General features: G+C 70.6%; 19 protein-coding genes. 9 read left to right on the forward strand and 10 right to left on the reverse strand.

Annotation, left to right across the window (positions count from 1 at the left end; translation table 11 throughout):
• Positions 1–276: 276 nt before the first annotated feature.
• A complete protein-coding gene (locus tag ACIRF9_RS21190) occupies positions 277–684 on the forward strand; it encodes an SseB family protein (protein WP_403824219.1) in 408 nt (135 codons plus the stop codon).
• A 4-nt stretch (positions 685–688) separates the two neighbouring features.
• Here the strand turns inward: ACIRF9_RS21190 and ACIRF9_RS21195 are convergent, their stop codons facing one another.
• The 4 genes from ACIRF9_RS21195 to ACIRF9_RS21210 form a co-directional block, all read right to left on the reverse strand.
• Positions 689–1,666, reverse strand: coding sequence for a threonine/serine dehydratase (locus tag ACIRF9_RS21195; protein WP_403824221.1), 978 nt, complete (start codon positions 1,664–1,666; stop codon positions 689–691).
• Positions 1,667–1,947: 281 nt separating this feature from the next.
• The gene (locus ACIRF9_RS21200) at positions 1,948–3,336 is read right to left on the reverse strand and encodes an MFS transporter (RefSeq protein ID WP_403824224.1); all 1,389 of its coding nucleotides are present in this window, start codon (positions 3,334–3,336) and stop codon (positions 1,948–1,950) included.
• A 157-nt stretch (positions 3,337–3,493) separates the two neighbouring features.
• Positions 3,494–4,168, reverse strand: a complete 675-nt coding sequence (locus ACIRF9_RS21205) for a class F sortase (protein WP_403824227.1) — start codon at positions 4,166–4,168, stop codon at positions 3,494–3,496.
• Positions 4,169–4,272: 104 nt separating this feature from the next.
• Positions 4,273–4,743 (reverse strand): sortase, encoded by a 471-nt coding sequence (locus tag ACIRF9_RS21210; protein ID WP_403824230.1) that lies wholly within the window; start codon positions 4,741–4,743, stop codon positions 4,273–4,275.
• A gap of 554 nt (positions 4,744–5,297) precedes the next feature.
• On the opposite strand from ACIRF9_RS21210, the gene ACIRF9_RS21215 reads away from it, so the two are divergent.
• Both ACIRF9_RS21215 and ACIRF9_RS21220 read left to right on the forward strand, forming a co-directional pair.
• The gene (locus ACIRF9_RS21215) at positions 5,298–5,537 is read left to right on the forward strand and encodes a hypothetical protein (RefSeq protein ID WP_403824233.1); all 240 of its coding nucleotides are present in this window, start codon (positions 5,298–5,300) and stop codon (positions 5,535–5,537) included.
• Positions 5,537–5,914: a fic family toxin-antitoxin system, toxin component gene (locus ACIRF9_RS21220; RefSeq protein WP_403824234.1), complete on the forward strand. Its 378-nt coding sequence runs from the start codon at positions 5,537–5,539 to the stop codon at positions 5,912–5,914. Before ACIRF9_RS21215 ends, ACIRF9_RS21220 begins: the two co-directional genes overlap by 1 nt.
• A gap of 35 nt (positions 5,915–5,949) precedes the next feature.
• Here ACIRF9_RS21220 and ACIRF9_RS21225 read toward each other — a convergent pair whose 3' ends face one another.
• Positions 5,950–6,837 (reverse strand): NAD-dependent protein deacetylase, encoded by an 888-nt coding sequence (locus tag ACIRF9_RS21225; RefSeq protein ID WP_403824236.1) that lies wholly within the window; start codon positions 6,835–6,837, stop codon positions 5,950–5,952.
• Between the two features lie 267 nt (positions 6,838–7,104).
• Here ACIRF9_RS21225 and ACIRF9_RS21230 point away from each other — a divergent pair, with 267 nt between their 5' ends.
• The gene (locus tag ACIRF9_RS21230; RefSeq protein ID WP_403824239.1) at positions 7,105–8,319 is read left to right on the forward strand and encodes an MFS transporter; all 1,215 of its coding nucleotides are present in this window, start codon (positions 7,105–7,107) and stop codon (positions 8,317–8,319) included.
• Between the two features lie 505 nt (positions 8,320–8,824).
• On the opposite strand, the gene ACIRF9_RS21235 is transcribed toward ACIRF9_RS21230, so the two are convergent.
• On the reverse strand, positions 8,825–9,346 hold the full coding sequence (locus ACIRF9_RS21235; protein WP_403824241.1) for a GNAT family N-acetyltransferase: 522 nt from the start codon (positions 9,344–9,346) through the stop codon (positions 8,825–8,827).
• Between the two features lie 72 nt (positions 9,347–9,418).
• Here ACIRF9_RS21235 and ACIRF9_RS21240 point away from each other — a divergent pair, with 72 nt between their 5' ends.
• Positions 9,419–10,021, forward strand: coding sequence for a TetR family transcriptional regulator (locus ACIRF9_RS21240; RefSeq protein ID WP_403824244.1), 603 nt, complete (start codon positions 9,419–9,421; stop codon positions 10,019–10,021).
• Positions 10,022–10,050: 29 nt separating this feature from the next.
• On the opposite strand, the gene ACIRF9_RS21245 is transcribed toward ACIRF9_RS21240, so the two are convergent.
• Both ACIRF9_RS21245 and ACIRF9_RS21250 read right to left on the reverse strand, forming a co-directional pair.
• Positions 10,051–10,665 carry a dihydrofolate reductase family protein gene (locus tag ACIRF9_RS21245; RefSeq protein ID WP_403824247.1) on the reverse strand — a complete coding sequence of 205 codons (615 nt, stop codon included), beginning with the start codon at positions 10,663–10,665 and terminating at the stop codon, positions 10,051–10,053.
• A gap of 95 nt (positions 10,666–10,760) precedes the next feature.
• Positions 10,761–11,180: a MarR family winged helix-turn-helix transcriptional regulator gene (locus ACIRF9_RS21250; protein ID WP_403824249.1), complete on the reverse strand. Its 420-nt coding sequence runs from the start codon at positions 11,178–11,180 to the stop codon at positions 10,761–10,763.
• A gap of 64 nt (positions 11,181–11,244) precedes the next feature.
• On the opposite strand from ACIRF9_RS21250, the gene ACIRF9_RS21255 reads away from it, so the two are divergent.
• Positions 11,245–12,006 (forward strand): alpha/beta fold hydrolase, encoded by a 762-nt coding sequence (locus tag ACIRF9_RS21255; protein WP_403824252.1) that lies wholly within the window; start codon positions 11,245–11,247, stop codon positions 12,004–12,006.
• A 31-nt stretch (positions 12,007–12,037) separates the two neighbouring features.
• On the opposite strand, the gene ACIRF9_RS21260 is transcribed toward ACIRF9_RS21255, so the two are convergent.
• Positions 12,038–13,762: a DUF4157 domain-containing protein gene (locus tag ACIRF9_RS21260; RefSeq protein ID WP_403824256.1), complete on the reverse strand. Its 1,725-nt coding sequence runs from the start codon at positions 13,760–13,762 to the stop codon at positions 12,038–12,040.
• 184 nt (positions 13,763–13,946) lie between these two features.
• Positions 13,947–14,837, reverse strand: a complete 891-nt coding sequence (locus tag ACIRF9_RS21265) for a LysR family transcriptional regulator (RefSeq protein ID WP_403824259.1) — start codon at positions 14,835–14,837, stop codon at positions 13,947–13,949.
• A 135-nt stretch (positions 14,838–14,972) separates the two neighbouring features.
• Between ACIRF9_RS21265 and ACIRF9_RS21270 the strand changes: the two genes are divergently transcribed.
• The 3 genes from ACIRF9_RS21270 to ACIRF9_RS21280 all read left to right on the forward strand — a co-directional run bounded on the left by ACIRF9_RS21270 (position 14,973) and on the right by ACIRF9_RS21280 (position 17,374).
• Complete coding sequence (locus ACIRF9_RS21270) at positions 14,973–15,431, forward strand: nuclear transport factor 2 family protein (RefSeq protein WP_403824262.1); 459 nt, start codon at positions 14,973–14,975, stop codon at positions 15,429–15,431.
• A gap of 44 nt (positions 15,432–15,475) precedes the next feature.
• Positions 15,476–16,318, forward strand: a complete 843-nt coding sequence (locus ACIRF9_RS21275) for an NAD(P)H-binding protein (RefSeq protein ID WP_403824265.1) — start codon at positions 15,476–15,478, stop codon at positions 16,316–16,318.
• Positions 16,319–16,498: 180 nt separating this feature from the next.
• Positions 16,499–17,374 (forward strand): alpha/beta fold hydrolase, encoded by an 876-nt coding sequence (locus ACIRF9_RS21280; RefSeq protein ID WP_403824268.1) that lies wholly within the window; start codon positions 16,499–16,501, stop codon positions 17,372–17,374.
• Positions 17,375–17,402 lie beyond the last annotated feature (28 nt).

Here is a 17,402-nt window from a genome sequence, read left to right on the forward strand (position 1 = left end):
TGGGAACTCGCCCAGGTCGAGGAACCTCTCATGCCCGACGTCTTCCACGGTATGGACGTAGACCGCACATGACGCCTCGGCTGGGCGGACCTCGACGTACCTGACGCCGAGCCGACCCCCGAGCTGTAACCGGACCGAGGAACTGTTCCACCGGCCTACCTCGCCTCAGTGCCCCCACGACCCGTACGGCAGAGACCGGCGCCCCGCATGATCGGGCCGATCGCGGGTAGACGGGGTCTATCGAGTGGCGGGCTCGTCCAGCAAAGGTGTGGCGTCATGACAGAGATCCCCGCCGAACTCTTCGAGGCAGTGGCGCGTGACGCTCTGCGTGATCTTGCCAGGGCGCCCGACAGCCGGGCCTTGGAGGCGCTGGCGGGCTGTGATGTGTTGATCCCTGCGGTCAGCGGGATCCGATACACGCGTGACCGCAGGGAGTTCGTGCGGTTTGTGTTGCCGGTGGTCGAAAGCGTGAATTTCGCCCCCTCGGTGATGGTCTTCACCTCGGAGGAGCGGCTGCTCAGGGCCTTCCCCCAGGTGCCCTGCTACCGGCCTGTCACCCTGCGGCAGCTGGCCGCTCATTGGCCGACCGATGAAGTGGTGCTGGTCATCGATGCCGGGAACGAGGACTCGCTGACCCTGTCCGCACACGAAGCGCGGTGGCTGCTCGCCCACTGCCTCGCCTGAACGATCAATGCTGGAGGGGAGCCGCGCCGACCCATTGGTGGTAGGCGTCCACGTCGACGTTGCTGCCGCACACGATGGTGACGACGTGTCGGCCGGCGAAGCGGTCACGGTCTTCGAGGATCGCCGCGATGCCGAGTGCGGCCGAAGGCTCGACGACGAGGCCGGCGTGGTCGAGGAGCATCCGCATACCGGCGATGATCGACGCCTCATGGACCAGGACGGCGTCGTCAGCGACCAGGAGGAGGTCGTCCAGGACGGCCGGGATGGGGCGGCGGCCGGCGACGCCGTCAGCGATGGTGTTCGTCGAGTCGGTCGTGACGACACGTCGCCTGCGCCACGAGTGTGTCAGCGCCGGTGCGCCCAGCGGCTGGACGCAGATCACCTCGACTTCCGGTGCGAATGCCTTCACCACATGCCCCACGCCGGTGGCCAGCGCCCCGCCGCCGAGAGCGATCAGGACGGTGTCGAACGACGGGGCGGTGTCCACCAGTTCCAGGCCGATGGTCGCCGCGCCCTCGCAGGTCTCGATGTCCAGGCTGTCTTCCACCAGCCGGATGCCGTCGTACCGTGCGATGGCGGCCGCCCGCTCGCGAGCCAGCTCGTGGTCACCGTCCACCAGTTCCAACCTGGCGTCCAGTGCGCGGATGCGATCAAGCTTGGCCCGAGTCGCGAAGCGGGATGCCACGACGGTGACGTCGAGCCCCCGGCCGCGGCCGGACCACGCGAGGGCTTGGCCGAGGTTGCCCGCGCTCGCGCACACCGCGGCTCGCGAGCCCCTCTCCGCCAGCAGGCTCGCGACCACCTCGGTGCCGCGGGCCTTGAAGCAGCGGACCGGGTTCGCCGTTTCGAGCTTGATGCTCACCGTGCACCCGAGGGCGGGCTCCAGAGCCTCGCAGCGGTACAGCGGAGTGTCGAGAAAGACCGGGTCGATCACCCGGCGAGCCGCTCGGATCCGAGCAGTGTCTAGGCGCGTTTCCTCCACGCCAAAGGAACGTAGCGCCACCGGCGCTGGTTCCCTTCTCGAAGCGGGCGCCGGCCCGGTCGAGGGCGTCCGCGACGAGGTAGGGTGCGGTGACCGCACGTCGGTGCGCCTGGGCGGACTCGCCAGGCTTGAACACCGTTGCCGGGGCCGCGGCGGCCGGGCTCCCCCGGCCGCTCTGGTTGCGCGGCGACGGGCGGCGCCAGTCCGGCCCGCCAGGTTCACGCGGTACGTGCCTGTCGAAGGACCATTTCCGCCCAGCCGGCGAGGCGGGCCCGGCGGCCTCAAGACACCCTGTGCCCGGGCTTCGCCGGCACGCACCTCCATGCCAGGGCTGCGGCGGCCAAGTAGGCGAGTGCGCCGATCGCCATGCTGATGGTCAGCCCGGTGTTGTAGTCGGTGGCCGTGGCGAGCAGGCTGCCGCCGAGGGCCACGCCGGTGGCGCTGCCGATCTGGCGCGTGGTGTTGAACAGGGCGGAGGCGGCCCCCGAGTAGGCCTGGGGGGCGGCGCCCATGACGGTGGCGGTTGAGCCGGTGAGGGCGAAGGAGGTGCCGAAGCCGACGGCCATCAGCGGGGCCACCAGCAGCGGGTAGGCGGCATCGGCTCCCGCCACGGCCCAGCCGGCCAGGCCCAGGGCGGCCAGAAGCATGCCGGAGACCACCAGCGGACGGTCGCCGGTGCGGCGGGTCAGCCGTGCGGACAGGACCGAGGCGAACATGGTCATCCCCACCGCCGGGAACAGTGCCAGTCCGGTGCCGAGGGCGCTGAAGCCGCGCTCGTGCTGGAATTGCAGGCTGGCGGTGAAGATCATGCCGTAGAAGCCGAAGTTGAACAGCAGGCCGATAGCGGCTCCGCCGCTCATCGCGCGGGAGCGCAGCAGGCTCAGGGGCAGGGCGGGGGAGCGGGCGAGCCTCTCGCGCACCACGAAGGCCGTGGCGGCGAGTGCGGCCAGGCCCATGCCTGCGAGCACGGCCGCATCCGACCAGCCGCGCCGTCCGGCCTCGTTGAGGGCTGCGGTCAGCAGGGCAACCGCCGCCACGACCGCGCACTGCGCCGGCCAGTCCAGGGCCCGGTCGGTGCGTCTGGGGGAGGGGGCCACGTGCCGCAGCGTCAGTGCCAGGCAAGCCGCGCCGACCGGCAGGTTGATGAGGAACACCCAGCGCCAGCCCGCCGTCGAGACGAGCAGCCCGCCGAGCAGAGGACCGGCGGAAGCCGCGATGCCCGCCATCGAACCCCACAGCCCGAAGGCTCGCGCGCGTGCGGCCGACGCCGGGTAGGCCTGCTGGAGCAGGGCCAGGGAGCCGGGCACGATCAGCGCCGCGCCGAGCCCCTCCAGCAGCCGGGCCCCAATCAGGAAGGGGGCGCTGGGCGCGAGCGCGCACGCGGCCGAGGCCAGGGTGAACACCGCCACGCCGCAGCAGAAGACCCGGCGGTTGCCCAGCCGGTCGCCCAGCGCGCCGCCGGTCAGCAGGAACCCGGCGAAGACGAGGGTGTATCCGTCGGTGATCCACTGGATGCCGGTGAGCGAGGCCGCCAGTTCCCGGCCGATCACCGGAACGGCGACGTTGATGATCGTCACATCCAGGATGACCATGAAATACCCGGCGCACACCGCCAGCAGAGGTGCCCAGGAACGTGGTTCGGACTCCGGAGTCGGCTCGGGAGAGGGCATGGACTCACCGCCACCGGCGGATTCCGCGAAAAGCCACGGCCTCAGCTCCACCTCGCGCGCATAATCACCTCAAAAGCAACGTTAACGCCCAGATGCACCTAATTGCGGGAGCCGGTGGCTCACGCCACGACCATCGCCTCGGGCTGGTGCTCTGACCTCAGTTGACCGCGGTGAGTGTCGCGTAGACCACGACGTTGCCCCGGTAACCGGTCTGCTTGGCGTAGCCGCCGCCGCAGGTGATCAGGCGGAGTTCGGCCCGCTCGGAGCTGGCGTACACCTTCTGGCTCGGGAAGCGTTCCTTGTCGTAGACCTCTACGGCGTCGACGGTGAACACGGCTGTGCGCTGGTCTGTGCGGCTGATCTCGATCGTGTTGCCCTTGGTCAGGGCGCCGAGCAAGTAGAAGACGCCCGGGGTGCCGGTGCGCAGGTCCACGTGGCCCGCCGTGATGGCTGTCCCGGCGGAGCCCGGCGCCGTGCCCTCGCTGTACCAGCCGGCGAGGTTGGGGTGGTCGGCGGGCGGGGGCTCGAGTGCCCCCGATGAGTCGAGGTGCAGGTTGGTGACGGGGGCGTTCACGTTGATGGCGGGGATCCGGAGCCGGAGTGGTTGTGCGGGCGGGAGCGGAGGGACCGCGGGGTCTGCTGGGGTGCCGGTGCGGTGGGCCGAGGGGCCTGAGAGGGGGAAGAGGGCCTGGCCTGCTGAAGGCTGTGGTGGTTGCTCGTCGTGGAGCGCGCCGGTCACCAGCACGGTACCTGCCACGAGTGTCCAGGCCAGAAGCCTGGCCGAAGGGATGAACGAGGAAGAGGAAGCCTTGGTGGTGTGCGTGGGGGCCATCGCGGTCGGGTCTTTGCTCGCAGCGGGGAGGGGGAGGGGAGGCGATTGGTTCCTCGCGGCTCCCGGGAGAGGAGTTCCGGGAGCCGCTCGGGGGATGCGGGCGGTCAGTTTCGGTTCATGTTCGAGCGGTGACGCATCCTCACCAAGCTCCCGGCTGCGGCTGCGGCGACCAGCGCTGCGCCCAGAGCGAGCTGCCCGGCTGTGTTCCCTGTGGGTCCGAAACCGGCCTCGACGGCACCGTCGGGCTGGTGTGCCCCGAGCTGGTACGAATCCGTGATCCTGATCCGGGGCGGGCACTTGACGGTGACGGTGTCGGTGCCGGACGAAGATCCTTCCGGCACGGTGAACTCGCCGGTGAGCACACCCTTGCTCTCGCCCTCGAAGAGGTGGAACGCCCCTGCCACCTCCGACTGACCCTTGCCGTACGTCACGTCCGCGCCGCAGGCGGTGGTGCTGACGGTGACCGTGGAGCCGTGGGCGCCCTGCCGCGAGCGGATGTCGAGACCTGAGTCACCGGCGGCAGCAGCGACTGGAATCTGTAGAACCAAAGCACCGGCCATCAGGCCGATGCCCATACCCATGTGTGTCTTGCCCACGAGAACCCTCCAACGGAGCAGCGTCCGGCTTGTCTGTGCGGCGCCTGCGTTGTACGCCACTGACGAGGCAACCGACGGTCTGTCAGCTCCGCAACAGGACGGCTTGCCCACGCGTCGCCCGGGCGGGTGTATCGCTCGCTTGAACACGGGCATTTGCACAGGTCAGGGAAGCGGGAATCGAGGTGGTGGAGGAATCGTCACGGGGCGGCGAACAGGCTAATGAACTCGCACCGAACGGGTGTCGTCGTGAGTGCGGGGTGAGGGGCTGGTTATTCGGGCCGCACCGGGTCGGGCCCTGGGAAATTCCGCCGCCGATTGCCTCGGCCGTGCGGAGCCGCACCCGACCGGCGTCCCTGCCGCGGAGGGCGCGCGGTTGCCGCCTGGCGGGGTTGGTGCGGGGCCGCGGGCCGGTGGGTGTCTGGGGGGACACCAGAGCTGCGTCGCCCGCTTCGGCGTGCCCGGCTGCGCAGCGGTGCGTTGTCCAGTGCGGCTTCGAGGAGGCCGAGCTTGGTAACAGCTGTTACCATGCCGGTATGGCAAAGACACAGCTGGGCGCGCGCGTGGACGAGGACGTGGCGGAACTCGCCAAGAAGCGCGCCGCGGATCTGGGGTTGAGCATCGGGGACTACCTCGCGAGGCTCGTGCAGGACGATGCCAGCGGCCTGCGTGCCCGTGCTTTGGACGCGGCCGCCCGCTTCCTGACCGAGCACCAGGCGGTCTTCGACGAGGCCGAGGAAGCTCAGCAGGCGCCGCGGGGGGCGCGCGCGGCCTGATGGAACTGCACATCGACGTTCCCTGGATCCTGCAGGTCGCCGAGGCCGCCGGGGCGAACGATCCGGCCCCCGACGACTACGGCGTTCCCGCCTCGGCGGTCGCCCGCCACCGGGCCGAGCTGTTCGAGCAGCCCATCTACGACGGCCCGTACGCCAAGGCCGCCGCCCTCGTGCACACGCTCGGCCGGTGCCGCTGGTTGGAGCGGTCGAACATGGCCGTCGCGGCCGCTACCGGCGTCATGTACCTCGAAGCCGTCGGGATCCCCGTCAAGCCCGCCCGTGAGGATGCCGTCGCCCTCAAGGACCTGCTCCTCGACCCTGCCTGCACCGCCGGGAAGATCGCCGCTCTGCTGCGGACCTGGCCCACCGCCACCTGAACTCATTTCAGGAGGCATGGTCGGCGGGACAGCTCCTAGCCTTCGACTGGGATGCTCAGCCGGGCGGCGACGGTCGTGAGGGCTGCGCCCAGCGGGAGCTCGACCCGGGTCAGGGCGTGTCGGTCACCCCGGGTCGGGTCCCGGTTGACGATCAGCACCGGCTTCCCGGCCTGGGCCGCCTCGCGGACGAACCGCAGCCCGGACATCACCGTCAGCGAGGAACCCAGCACCAGCAGCGAGGTCGCCTCACGGACCAGTGCGCGGCAGTGCTCGACGCGCCGCGGTGGAACGGTCTCGCCGAAGAACACCACGTCCGGCTTGAGGATGCCGCCGCAGATCGTGCAGGGCACCACGCGGAAGTCCCCGACCTGTTCGTCGGTGAGGTCGGCATCACCGTCCGGGTTGATGCCCGCGGCCACCGGCTCGAAGCCCGCATTGGCCTCCTCCAGTCGCCGCGCGAGTTCTTGGCGCGGGCTGAGGGCGCGGCAGGAAAGACAGACGACCTGGGCCAGGCTTCCGTGGAGTTCCACGACGCCTTCGCTGCCGGCGGCTTGGTGCAGGCCGTCGACGTTCTGGGTGATCACGCCCGCGAGCAGGCCGTGCCGCCCGAACGCGGCCACGGCCCGGTGCCCGGCGTTGGGGTGGGCGCGGCCGAAGGTGCGCCAGCCGAGGTGGCTGCGCGCCCAGTACCGGCGCCGAGCGTGCGCGCTGCCGGTGAAGTCCTGGTAGGTCATCGGGGTGTGCCGGCTCAGGCTCCCGCCCTCGCCCCGGTAGTCGGGGATGCCCGACTCCGTGGAGATGCCCGCCCCGCTGAGCACCAGCAGACCGCCGGCGCCCAGGGCCTCGATGATCGGCTCCAGATCCGTCGTGCCCGGCGGCAGGCCCTCGACAGGGGTCCAGCTCAGGGTGGGGCGCATGCGCATGCCGCCAGGGTACGAAACGGAGCGCGTTGACGTTGCCGAGCGGCGCCGCGGGCTGCCGTCAGGGTGTGACGCAGGCCATATCCCCTGTGGCTCGATCTTGGAATGCGAGGGCTCCTGTCCTTGCTGCACTCGTTGTGGGCCTTCCCTGTCCTGGGGGGCGCACCGGGCGATGGCGGCCGGCGCGACTGGCCACCGGAGCAGGGCGACAACGGTCCCCGTCCGCTCCGCCGCATCCGGTTCGTCGCCCTTGAAAGGTACTCCCGCTCCATGCCACTGGCTCTGCTGTCCCTTGCTGTCGTCGCGTTCGGCATCGGTACGACCGAGTTCGCCACGATGGGGCTGCTCCCCCAGATCGCCGACGGGATCGGTGTGTCCGTCCCGCAGGCCGGGAACGTCGTCTCCGCCTACGCGCTCGGCGTCGTCGTCGGTGCCCCCGTGCTCACGGGCATCGGCGCCCGCATCCCTCACAAGCGGCTCCTGCTGCTGTTGTCCGGGCTGTTCGTGATCGGCAACGTCGCGTCCGCCCTCGCTCCCACCTTCGGACTGCTGTTCGCCGCGCGCTTCCTGGCGGGCCTCCCGCACGGAGCGCTGTTCGGCGTGGGTGCCGTCGTGGCCTCCCGACTGGTCGCCCCCGAGCGGGCCGGGCGCGCCGTCTCGAGGATGTTTCTGGGACTCACGATCGCCAACATCGTCGGCGTCCCGGCCGGCACCGCTCTCGGGCAGCAACTGGGCTGGCGGTACGCCTACTGCGCGGTCGCCGTCATCGGTCTGATCGCCCTCGCCGCGCTGGCCGCCTTCGTCCCCCACCAGCCGCGTGGCCACCAGGCGGGCATCCGTCACGAACTGCGGGCGATGGGGAACAGGCAGGTCGCCATCGGACTGGCCACCGCCGTCGTGGGATTCGGCGGCTTCTTCGCCGTCTACAGCTACCTGGTGCCGATCCTGACGCACCTGACGGGCTTCTCCGACTCCTCGACCACCCTGGTTCTCGCTCTCTACGGCGCCGGAATGACCCTGGGCACCCTCATCGCCGGTCCGCTGACGGACCGTGCCCTGCGCCCGACGCTGTACGGAGGCCTCGCCCTGCTCGGGGTGTCGCTCGTGACGTTCTACTTCACGGTCCACAGCGCCGTGGCCGCCCTGGCGACACTCGTCGTCATGGGGGCGATGGGCGCCCTCGTCACCACGCCCGTGCAGATGCTGCTCATGGCCAAGGCGAAGGACGCACCGACCATGGCGGCGGCCTCCAACCACTCCGCCTTCAACCTGGCCAACGCAGGTGGCGCCTGGCTCGGCGGCCTTGCCATCTCGGCCGGCTGGGGCTGGGCCTCGCCCGCCCTGGTTGGCGCGGCTCTCGCGGCCGCGGGCCTCGGTCTCGCCTTCGTCGGAGGCCTCATGGACCGGGGGAACGGAAGCTCCGAGGTGATCACGTCGTCGGAGGCGAAAGCCTCGACGGAGGCCGGGCAGGTGGCGGCGCGCTAGCTGCCCGGCTCGGCGCCTGGCCCCGCCGTCCGCGCCTGCCTCTGGCTGCCCCCGGAAAGAGCACGTTCAGGGAGTGTCCAGGTCCACTCTCGCGAGCTTGGGCATCGCCCTCAGGAAGTCGGGAACGTCCTCGAGGTCGTCCACTTGCCGTTCGTACGCCTCGATACGGCGGGCATGGTCCGCTGTCAGGTCAGCCAGCCGAGGCAGCGAACCATCGGGCGCAGCCACCATGACGGAGTCGTGGTTGCCGTGTGTGTCCCAACGTCCGTTCGGCGTCGTCGCGGTAGTACGTCGGGATGGCATAGCGGGCCAGACCTGCCGTCAGACGCCAGAGCAGACCGACGTAGACGGCGACCTCCTCCATGCTGTCGTTGTTCACCGCCCACTCGGTGAACGGAGTCTTCCCCTCGGGCCAGTTCTGGAACAGCCCTGGCCAGTGCCAACCTGGCCGTGACCCCCTGGTGGCACGCGTAGCTCGTCCAGCGGGACGCGGTCGCGTTCATCCTCACGCTGGGCTGTCGTGGAGGTCGAGGGTCCAGTGCTGGCCCACGAGGTCGTGGCCGAAGCTGTGGTGGGGCTCCTCGTCGACGAGAGTGAAGCCGAAGTGTTCGTAGATCCTGCGCGCGGACACCAGGTTGTCGTTGGTCCACAGGGTCACACGCCGGTAGCCGGCCTCGCGGGCGAAGGTCAGGGACTCCTCGACGAGACGGGTGCCGAGACCGAGGCCCCGGGCGGTCGGCGTGACGAGCAGGACGCGCAGCCTGGCCACCCCCGGTCGGTCGTCGGCGACCAGGAACACGCAGCCCGCGCGTTCGCCGTCGACCTCGGCGATCCAGGCTGCCTCCGTGATGGGGGAGTGCCCTGTCGCGTAGTCGGCGACGATCTTGGCCACCAGGGCCTCGAAGTCGGTGTTCCAGCCGAACTGCTGGTCGTACAGCTCACCGTGAGCCATCACCACCCAACCCAGGTCGCCAGGACGGTCGGCGCGGCGGACCACGACTTGCCGATGGCGGGCTCCCTGCGACACGGCGCACCCTCCGTAGTTGTTCATCACCTGCCGTTACTGACACGGTCGTGTCAGTTGCTTTAGGCTAGATCCATGCCCCCGAAAACCGCAAACCCGTCCGCACGCCAGACCCAATTGCTCGAGGCCGCTTACCAGTACGCGCTCACCCACGGCTTGGCCGACCTGTCGCTGCGCCCGCTGGCCGAGGCCATCGGCTCCAGCACTCGGGTGCTGATGTTCCTCTTCGGGAACAAGGACGGGCTCGTACGGGCGTTGTTGGAGCGGGCGCGCGGCGATGAACTGGCGCTTCTGGCACGTCTCCGTCAGGCCGATCACCCCGTCGGCCTGGTTGCTGCGGCCGGTCAGGTGTGGACGTGGCTCGCAACCGAGGAGCACCGGCCGCTGCTGCGCCTGTGGGTCGAGGCGTACGCACGCTCCCTCGTCGAGCCGGACGGCCCCTGGGCCGGGTTCGCCAGGACCACCGTGGACGACTGGCTCGACGTCCTGGCCGCCTGCCAACCGCAGTCGGAACGAGACGGCGAGGACGGCGCCGTCCGCCGCACACTGACGCTGGCGGTACTTCGCGGTGCACTGCTCGACCTTCTCGCCACGGACGACGAGCGCAGGGTGACCGCCGCCGTCCGTCGGCAACTGGCTCTCCTGCGCAGCGAGGACGGTGGCAGTGGCAACGCATGAGCCTGTGGCTCGACCTCGTCCAGGGGCTGTCAGAGGATGTCGTAGGTCAGATGCGTCGCGGTCGATGTCGAGGTCACGCTCCGCCGTACCAGCGTGCGCGGCGCGGTGCCGGTGAACAGGGGCGTCCCGGCGCCCAGCACGACGGGCGCGAGGTGCAGCGTCAGCGTGTCGACCAGTCCGGCCTCGAGCGCCGAGCCGATCGTGGCGCCGCCGCCCATGAGGATGACGTCGAGGTCCTTGCCGCTGTCCGACGACGCGCCTTCGGCGCGCTCGCGCGCGGCGGCGACGGCGTCGGGGAGGCCGGTGGTGACGAACGTCCAGTCGAGCTCGGTGAGCCGCACCGACTTCGGTGGCGAGCTCGTCACGACGACGAACGCGGGCTTGCCGACCTCGCCGGCGCCGTAGCCGGTCGTGTCGTCCCACCCGTTCGGCCCGTCGACGATGTCGAAGAGCCGCCGGCCGAGGACGACGGCGCCCGAGCGGGCGGTCGCCTCCCGCAGGATCCGGCGGTCGTCGGGGTCGTCGGAGAAGGCCCAGGTGTGCAGGGCCTCGCCGCCGGTGCCCAGACCGCTGTCCGGCCCGGGATCGGGCCCGGTGACGAAACCGTCCAGGGAGACCGAGATGTCAGCGATGATCCGAGTCATACCAGGGCAGACCCGATCCACCGCCCGAACTCATCGCTCACGCAGGCAGGGGATTTGAGGTCATTCACCAGGCCGACGTGCCGTGACGCCGCGGCTCAGCCCTCGGCCTGCGCCTCCATCTTCCGCAGCAGCCCCAGCAGCGCCTCTCGCTCCGCCTCCGTCAGACCCTCGAAGCACTCTTCGAGCACCGAGTCCGCCACCTCGTGGCCGGCCTTCAGGACCCGGTTCCCCTCGGGAGTGAGGTGATGCTCGATGCGGCGGCCGTGCCCGGGGCGCCGGTCCACCAGTCCCTGCGCCACCAGTCTTCCGGCGAGCGTGCCGAACGCCTGCTCGCTCTGGAAGGTCGCCACCGCCAGCTCCCGCGCGCTGGCGCCCGGCGTGCGGCCGATCGCCCGTAGCGCGTCCCACTGCGCGAGCGTGCTGCCGACGGACGCGAGGCGGCTGTCGAGCGCCCGGTGCTGGCGGTACTGGGCGGCCTTCACGGCGCTTCCGAGGATCTGCAGTTCAACGACCATGAGCGCCAGGCTAGCACCTTGACTAAGCTTGCTTATATAAATATCCTTAGTTACGGTCCGGGTCATGACTTCGGAACTGACACTCACCGAATCCGGCCCGGCCGCCGGTCGCCCCGTCCTCGTCCTGCACGGCGGCGGTGGTCCCGCCACCGTCGCCCCGATCGCCGAGCACTTCGCCACGACCGCCCGCACCCTGCTGCCCACCCACCCGGGCTGGAACGGCACCTCCCGGCCCGACGGCCTCACCCGCGTGGCCGACCTCGCCGCCGCTTACCTCCGCCTCCTGCGCGACCGGCACCTCTCCGACGTTCTGGTCATCGGCTCGTCGCTCGGCGGCTGGATCGGCGCCGAACTGGTCACGGCCGACACGGAGGGTCTGATCAGCGGAGTCGTCCTGATGAACGCGGTCGGCATCCAGGTCGACGGCGAACCGATCCGGGACTTCTTCGCCCTCGACGCACGGGGCGTCGCCGAGTACGCGTACCACGACCCCGAGCGCTTCTACGTCGACCCGGCGACCGTCCCGGCCGAGCGACTCGCCGTCATCCAGGCCAACATGGCAACCCTGCGCGTCTACTCCGGCGGCCCCGCCATGAACGATCCCGCGCTCCGCCCCCGCCTCGCCGCCGTCACCGCCCCCACCCTCGTCGTGTGGGGCGAGAGCGACCGCATCGCGACCCCGGCATACGGCAAGGAGTACTCGGCGTCGTTCGGGAACGCCCGCTTCGAAGCGGTGGCGGAGGCGGGCCACCTGCCCCATCTCGAACAGCCGGCGCGCACCTTCGCCCTGCTCGACGCCTTCGCCGCGGAGACCGGGCGCCGCTGAACGCGCGGCCCGGCTGCCGCGGGTCGCAGTGTCAGTAGTTCTGGTTCTCGCTCTCCGCGGTCAGCCACTGCATGTGGTCGTGGAACTGCTGCCCCGCCTGCTGGAACAACTGGTGCTCTCCGGCCTGGAGGCTCTGGACGCCGAACTCCGAGCTGAGGTGCTGGTCGACCACCTGGATGAGGGCGAAGGGCCCGGTCGCCACGGGGCCGGCCATGTGGAGTCCTGCGGCGTCCATGTCCCCGGTGGAACGGGCGATCTTGTCGATCATCTTCTCCATGACGGCGGAGTTCCGCTGCGCGCCGATGAAGTGGTTGCCGTAGCCACCCGTGCCGAGGAGGTAGTGTGCCGCGGTCCTGACCTGCTCCGCGGTCGCGACACCCGTGACGGGCGGGGCCCCCGCCGCCGAGAGGGAGGCGTTGAGGCTGCCCTTGTCCCGGATGAGGGGTCCGAGGACCGGGACGTCGTTCTCGCGGAGCGTCGGCTGAGTCTGCTTGAGGTCGATCGACCCGGACCCCAGGTCCACGTCGGCGTACACGCCGCCGAGCTTCTTGAGGATGCTGTACCGGGCGATGTCGGAGGCCAAGGGGTACGCCTTCGTCGGACCCTTGGTCGCCTTCTCGTACGTGGCCGCGACCCGCGCGTCGAGTGCGTCCTCGACGTACCTGAACTCGATCGCCTTGGCCACCCTCACCCGGAGCGTGTCGCCCCACGGCCAGGTACTGACCTTGTCCCTCCACAGGATGATGCGCCAGTCGGAGTTCTGAGCCTTCTCCGCCCACGCCAGGACGTTGTCGAGGGCGTCCTTGCTGATGCCGCCGCCGATCCAGATGAAGTGGACCAGGGGCGGGATGCGAGGGCGTTCCTGGGCAGGGGCCTGAGACACCACCTCGCGGAGGTTGGCGAGGTAGGCCGGCTGCGGATCGATGGCTTCGAGACGGCTCATGATGAGCGAGACCGCCTCATGGTTGCCCTTGAGGATCGAATCGAAGACGAAGCGGCGCACGTCCTGCTCGTTGTCGGAGTCCACGGCCTGCGGGCCCGTGGTCTCGTCCCCTTCGTGCGTGACATGGAGCGGGGCGCGTTGGACGGCCGGCGCGGTCCCCGGGGAGGCCGCGGCTTCCTGCGGAACCGGCGCGTCGCTCTCGGCCTTCCGCAGCACCGGCACCTGCCCCCGCATCACCTCGTGGGCCTGCCGCTCGGCCGACACCTCCAGAGGATCGGTGGGCTTGGAGATGCGAAGGCCCCGCGGATCGGCCTCACCGCCCACCGGCCCCTGCCGCTGCTGAAGGACATGCCCGAGTTCATGAGCGAGGGTGTGTTTGTCGGCGCCGCCGTCACCGATGACGATGCTGCTGCCCGACGTGTAGGCACGTGCCCCGACCTCCTCGGCCGAGCGGCGCGCCTGGGCCCCCGTGTGCAGACGTACGTCGGAGAAGTCCGCGCCGCCGAACCGGGCCTCCATCTCCTGCTGAAGCTCACCGCCCATCGGCTGACCGGCGCCGCGCAGCACCTCATGGACGGCCGACCGCTGCACGGTCCCGTCCGTATGCCCACAGTCGGGACCGTGTGCGTGGCGCTGCTCCTCGACCAGCCGGGCGACCACGGCATTGCCCGCGGCCAGCTGAAGCGCCGTCACACCGGCCCGGTCCACCGGCGCCCCGGGCGTCCAGCCCTTCGCGCCGACCGCCCGAGACACCGGCTTGGCTTTCGGCTCCCGCTGTGCGGACGTGTCCATCGCCAAGTGGTCGCGCGTCAAAGGATCTCCTTGATCTCATGCCGGACGCCCTGAACCGAAGCAGTCCTCATGGACACCCTCGGCAACCGACGCGGACGCCACAAGGACCGCAGGGCCCCACTCGCGGGCAGACCCCGTGCCCGCGAGGACCAGCCGGCGCCCGCACCGCCTTCACCATGCCCCCGGGTGCCGGCCGTTTTCGCTGTCACAGGGTGATGGGGCCGAGGTCGGCGGCGGTTTGGGCCAGTGCGCGGAGGGTGGGGCTGTCCGCGGTGGTGCGCCAGGTGAGCGCCCATTCGAGGGTGGGGGCGTCGTGGAGGGGCAGGAAGACGATGCCGGGCGGCTTGTTGTAGCGCGCGGCGATTTCGCCCAGTGGATGGACGCAGCTTCCGGCGGCCACCAGGGAGAGGACTTCGTGGAAGGTCCGCGCGGTGGGCCCGCGTGGGACACGGCGGCCGAGCGGGGTGCGGGTGGGGACCATGGAGGCGACCCAGTACTCGGGCGCTTCGGGGCCGAGGTCGACGACGTGGTTGTCGGCGAGGTCCTCCAGGGACGCGGTGCCGCGTTCGGCGAGCGGATGGTCCGCCGCCACGGCCAGCACGCGGCCTCCGGTGAGCACGGTGGGGCCGACGGTGAGGTCGGGTTCGGCGACCGGCAGCCACAGCACGTGCGCGTCGTGCTCTCCGCTGCGCAGGGCGGTGAACGCGTCGTTGGCGTTGATCTCGCGGAACTGGATGTCGCTGCCGGGGCAGCGGATGCGGAACGCGTCGACGAGGGGGCGTAGTTCGTGTCCGGCGTGGCCGAAGACGCCCAGGCGCAGGGTCCGGCCCGCGCCCGGCCCTGCTGCTTGGGCGCGGGCGAGTCCTGCGTGGAGGAGGTCGAGGGCCTGCTGGAGGTCTTCGCGCAGGCGTCGGCCGACGGGGGTGAGGGCCACGCGTCGGCTGGTGCGATCGAACAGGGCGACGCCGAGGTGGCGTTCTTGTCTGCGGATCGCCTGGCTGACGCGGGCCTGGGACACGTGAAGCCGTTCGGCGGTGCGGCCGAAGTGCAGCTCTTCGGCCAGCGTCAGGAAGATCTCGATGTCGCGCAGCTCCATACATAACCCCCACGTTATGGATAGCCCCACGGACTCTACATTGTTCCGCCGCTGACCTGCATCGATGCTGGACTCACCACCCATCGGGCAGGCGGCGGACACCTGACCGACGCATCGATGAGGCAGGGAGACCCGATGAACGCTCTGCAGGCCCTCGTCGATCGCGTCGAGATCGAGGCGCTGCGCGCCGAGGTCACCGACGCGGTGATGATGCGCGACTTCGACCGCGTCGCCTCGCTGTTCACGCCCGACGGCGCCATCCGGTGGCCGCACATCGACAAGGAGTTCCTCGGCCGCGAGGAGATCCGCGCGGGGATCGAGTGGGGGCAAGGGCTGTGGGAGTTCTTCCTGCAGAACGTCCACCCCGGCGTCATCCGGATCGACGGCGACACCGCGATCGGGCGCGTGTACATCCAGGAGTTCGGGCGGATGCGCGACGGCAGCTCACACCTCAACCACGCCCTCTATCACGACCGCTACCAGCGCACGCCCGACGGCTGGAAGTTCAGCGAACGCGTCTACGAGGTCCGGTACCTCGACTCCACCCCCCTCACGGGCTCACCGCCCCGCCACCTGGGGCATGGGCGCGTCTGACGACCACCACCACCGACCTCAGCTTCAAGCAAAGGAAGAAGACCATGATCCTGATCACTGGAGCCAACGGCGTTGTCGGGCGTCAGGTGATGAGCCTGATGCTCGAGGAGGGCGCGGCCGTCACCGCGGTCACGCGCGGTCCCGGCGCGGCCGCGTTCCCGGTCGGCGTCCGAGCCGTCAGCGGCGACCTGTTTCGCCCCGGGTGGATCGAGGCGGCGTTAGAAGGAGTGCAGGCCCTGCAGATCAGCCCGCGCGCCACCGGCCCGGGACTTGGCGCACTCCTGCGGCTCGCCGTCGGGCAGGGCGTGCGGCGTGTGGTGCTGCTGTCGGCCACCACCGTGGCGTATCCCGCGGGGGAAGCCCGCTTCGCCGCGCAGTTCCAGCACGCCGAGGACCTCGTCAGAAGTTCCGGCCTGGACTGGACGGTCCTGCGCCTGGCCGACTTCGCGGCCAACGCACTGGCCTGGGCGCCCCAGATCAGGTCCGGTGACGTGGTGCGCGGCGCGTACGGCCGAGCCGCCACCTCGCCCCTCCATGAAATCGACATCGCTGCGGTCGCCGCACGCGCCCTGCGCGGCACCGTTCCCCCGGGGTCGATCCACACGCTGACCGGGCCGCAGTCACTGGACCAGGTCGAGAAGGTGCGCCTCATCGGCGCCGCCCTCGACCGGGCGCTGTCCTTCCAGGAGCTCCCGCCCGAGCACGTACGCCAGGGCATGCTCGCGCAAGGACTGCCCGAGGAGGTCCCCGACCGCCTGCTCGGCTCGCTCGCCGACTACGCCCACCAGCCGGGCCCCACCACCGACACCGTGGAAAAGCTGCTGGGCCGACCCGCACGCACCTTCGCCGACTGGGCCCACGACAACGCCCCCGCCTTCGGCGGCTGATCGGGGAACGGCCCCTCACGAGGCCGCGCCCCCCATCGAGGGCGGGTCAGTACTCCGCTGTCCGGGGCAGAGCATGCCGTTCACCTGGCGGCGCTTCCCACCGTGGGGTAAGGCATGGCTGCAGGCTGTTCCACTGCTGCTTTGCTCCATGCTCCCTGTACCGAGGAGGTGCGGACGGTGATGTCGGATGCCGTGCTCAGTGATGTGTGCGAGGTCGACGGAGCGTGCCTGTATTACGAAGTGCGGGGGAGTGGGCCCGCCCTGCTGATGATCAGCGGGGCCGGAGGGGACGCCGGGTACTACGCGGGTGTCGCCGAGGGGCTGGCCGACGCCTTCACCGTGATCACCTACGACCGGCGAGGCAATTCCCGCAGCACCGGCCGCCGCGCCGGACCGATGGACCTCGCTCAGCAGGCGGCCGACGCCCGTGGGCTGATCGAGTCGGTGGCGGGCGGACATGCGCTGGTGTTCGGCAACAGCGGGGGCGCGATCGTCGGACTCACGCTGGCCGCGCTGCACCCGCGGGTGCTGACCGGTCTGGTCGCGCACGAGCCGCCTGCCGTGAACGTTCTGCCCGACGGTGATCCCGATCGCGGTTTCTTCGGTGACGTGGCCGCGCTGTACGCCGAGGGCGGCGCTCCGGCGGCGGGACGCCGGTTTGCCGCCACGACGCGGGGCGAGGGGACGTACCGCTGGCCCGAGGACCTGTGGAAGCGGTTCCTGGCAAACCAGGACCACCTGTTCGGCACGGAGTGGCCCGGCTTCGCCGGCTTTCGTCCCGACGTGGCCGCGTTGCGGGCCGCGCCCTTCCCGATCGTGCTGGGCGCAGGCGCCGCCGACCGGGGTGCGTACTACGCGCGGCCTTCCGTGGAGATCGCCCGCCGTGTCGCTGTGCCGTGGGTGGAGTTTCCCGGCATCCACATGGAGTTCCTGCGCAATCCGCCGCTCTTCGCGGCAGCCCTGCGGGTGCTGGCGACACAGATGCTCAGTCGTGAGGGCCAGGTGCCCGCGCAGTGGGTGGGCGGGCCCACACCGGGAGCTGGGCAGCTGTGCTAGGCTCTGGGTGTTGCAGTTGTGGTACCCA

Origin of the sequence: Streptomyces sp. NPDC096132 (assembly GCF_044763345.1) — a bacterium.
In the GTDB taxonomy this organism is placed as follows: Bacteria; Actinomycetota; Actinomycetes; order Streptomycetales; family Streptomycetaceae; genus Streptomyces.

Bases quoted from the DNA above. Each gene is read 5' to 3' on its own strand.
- ACIRF9_RS21190 (WP_403824219.1), top strand. From the start codon at position 277: ATGACAGAGATCCCCGCCGAACTCTTCGAGGCAGTGGCGCGTGACGCT.
- ACIRF9_RS21200 (WP_403824224.1), bottom strand. From the start codon at position 3,336: ATGCCCTCTCCCGAGCCGACTCCGGAGTCCGAACCACGTTCCTGGGCA.
- ACIRF9_RS21205 (WP_403824227.1), bottom strand. From the start codon at position 4,168: ATGGCCCCCACGCACACCACCAAGGCTTCCTCTTCCTCGTTCATCCCT.
- ACIRF9_RS21210 (WP_403824230.1), bottom strand. From the start codon at position 4,743: ATGGGCATCGGCCTGATGGCCGGTGCTTTGGTTCTACAGATTCCAGTC.
- ACIRF9_RS21215 (WP_403824233.1), top strand. From the start codon at position 5,298: ATGGCAAAGACACAGCTGGGCGCGCGCGTGGACGAGGACGTGGCGGAA.
- ACIRF9_RS21220 (WP_403824234.1), top strand. From the start codon at position 5,537: ATGGAACTGCACATCGACGTTCCCTGGATCCTGCAGGTCGCCGAGGCC.
- ACIRF9_RS21225 (WP_403824236.1), bottom strand. From the start codon at position 6,837: ATGCGCATGCGCCCCACCCTGAGCTGGACCCCTGTCGAGGGCCTGCCG.
- ACIRF9_RS21230 (WP_403824239.1), top strand. From the start codon at position 7,105: ATGCCACTGGCTCTGCTGTCCCTTGCTGTCGTCGCGTTCGGCATCGGT.
- ACIRF9_RS21240 (WP_403824244.1), top strand. From the start codon at position 9,419: ATGCCCCCGAAAACCGCAAACCCGTCCGCACGCCAGACCCAATTGCTC.
- ACIRF9_RS21245 (WP_403824247.1), bottom strand. From the start codon at position 10,665: ATGACTCGGATCATCGCTGACATCTCGGTCTCCCTGGACGGTTTCGTC.
- ACIRF9_RS21250 (WP_403824249.1), bottom strand. From the start codon at position 11,180: ATGGTCGTTGAACTGCAGATCCTCGGAAGCGCCGTGAAGGCCGCCCAG.
- ACIRF9_RS21255 (WP_403824252.1), top strand. From the start codon at position 11,245: ATGACTTCGGAACTGACACTCACCGAATCCGGCCCGGCCGCCGGTCGC.
- ACIRF9_RS21265 (WP_403824259.1), bottom strand. From the start codon at position 14,837: ATGGAGCTGCGCGACATCGAGATCTTCCTGACGCTGGCCGAAGAGCTG.
- ACIRF9_RS21270 (WP_403824262.1), top strand. From the start codon at position 14,973: ATGAACGCTCTGCAGGCCCTCGTCGATCGCGTCGAGATCGAGGCGCTG.
- ACIRF9_RS21275 (WP_403824265.1), top strand. From the start codon at position 15,476: ATGATCCTGATCACTGGAGCCAACGGCGTTGTCGGGCGTCAGGTGATG.
- ACIRF9_RS21280 (WP_403824268.1), top strand. From the start codon at position 16,499: ATGTCGGATGCCGTGCTCAGTGATGTGTGCGAGGTCGACGGAGCGTGC.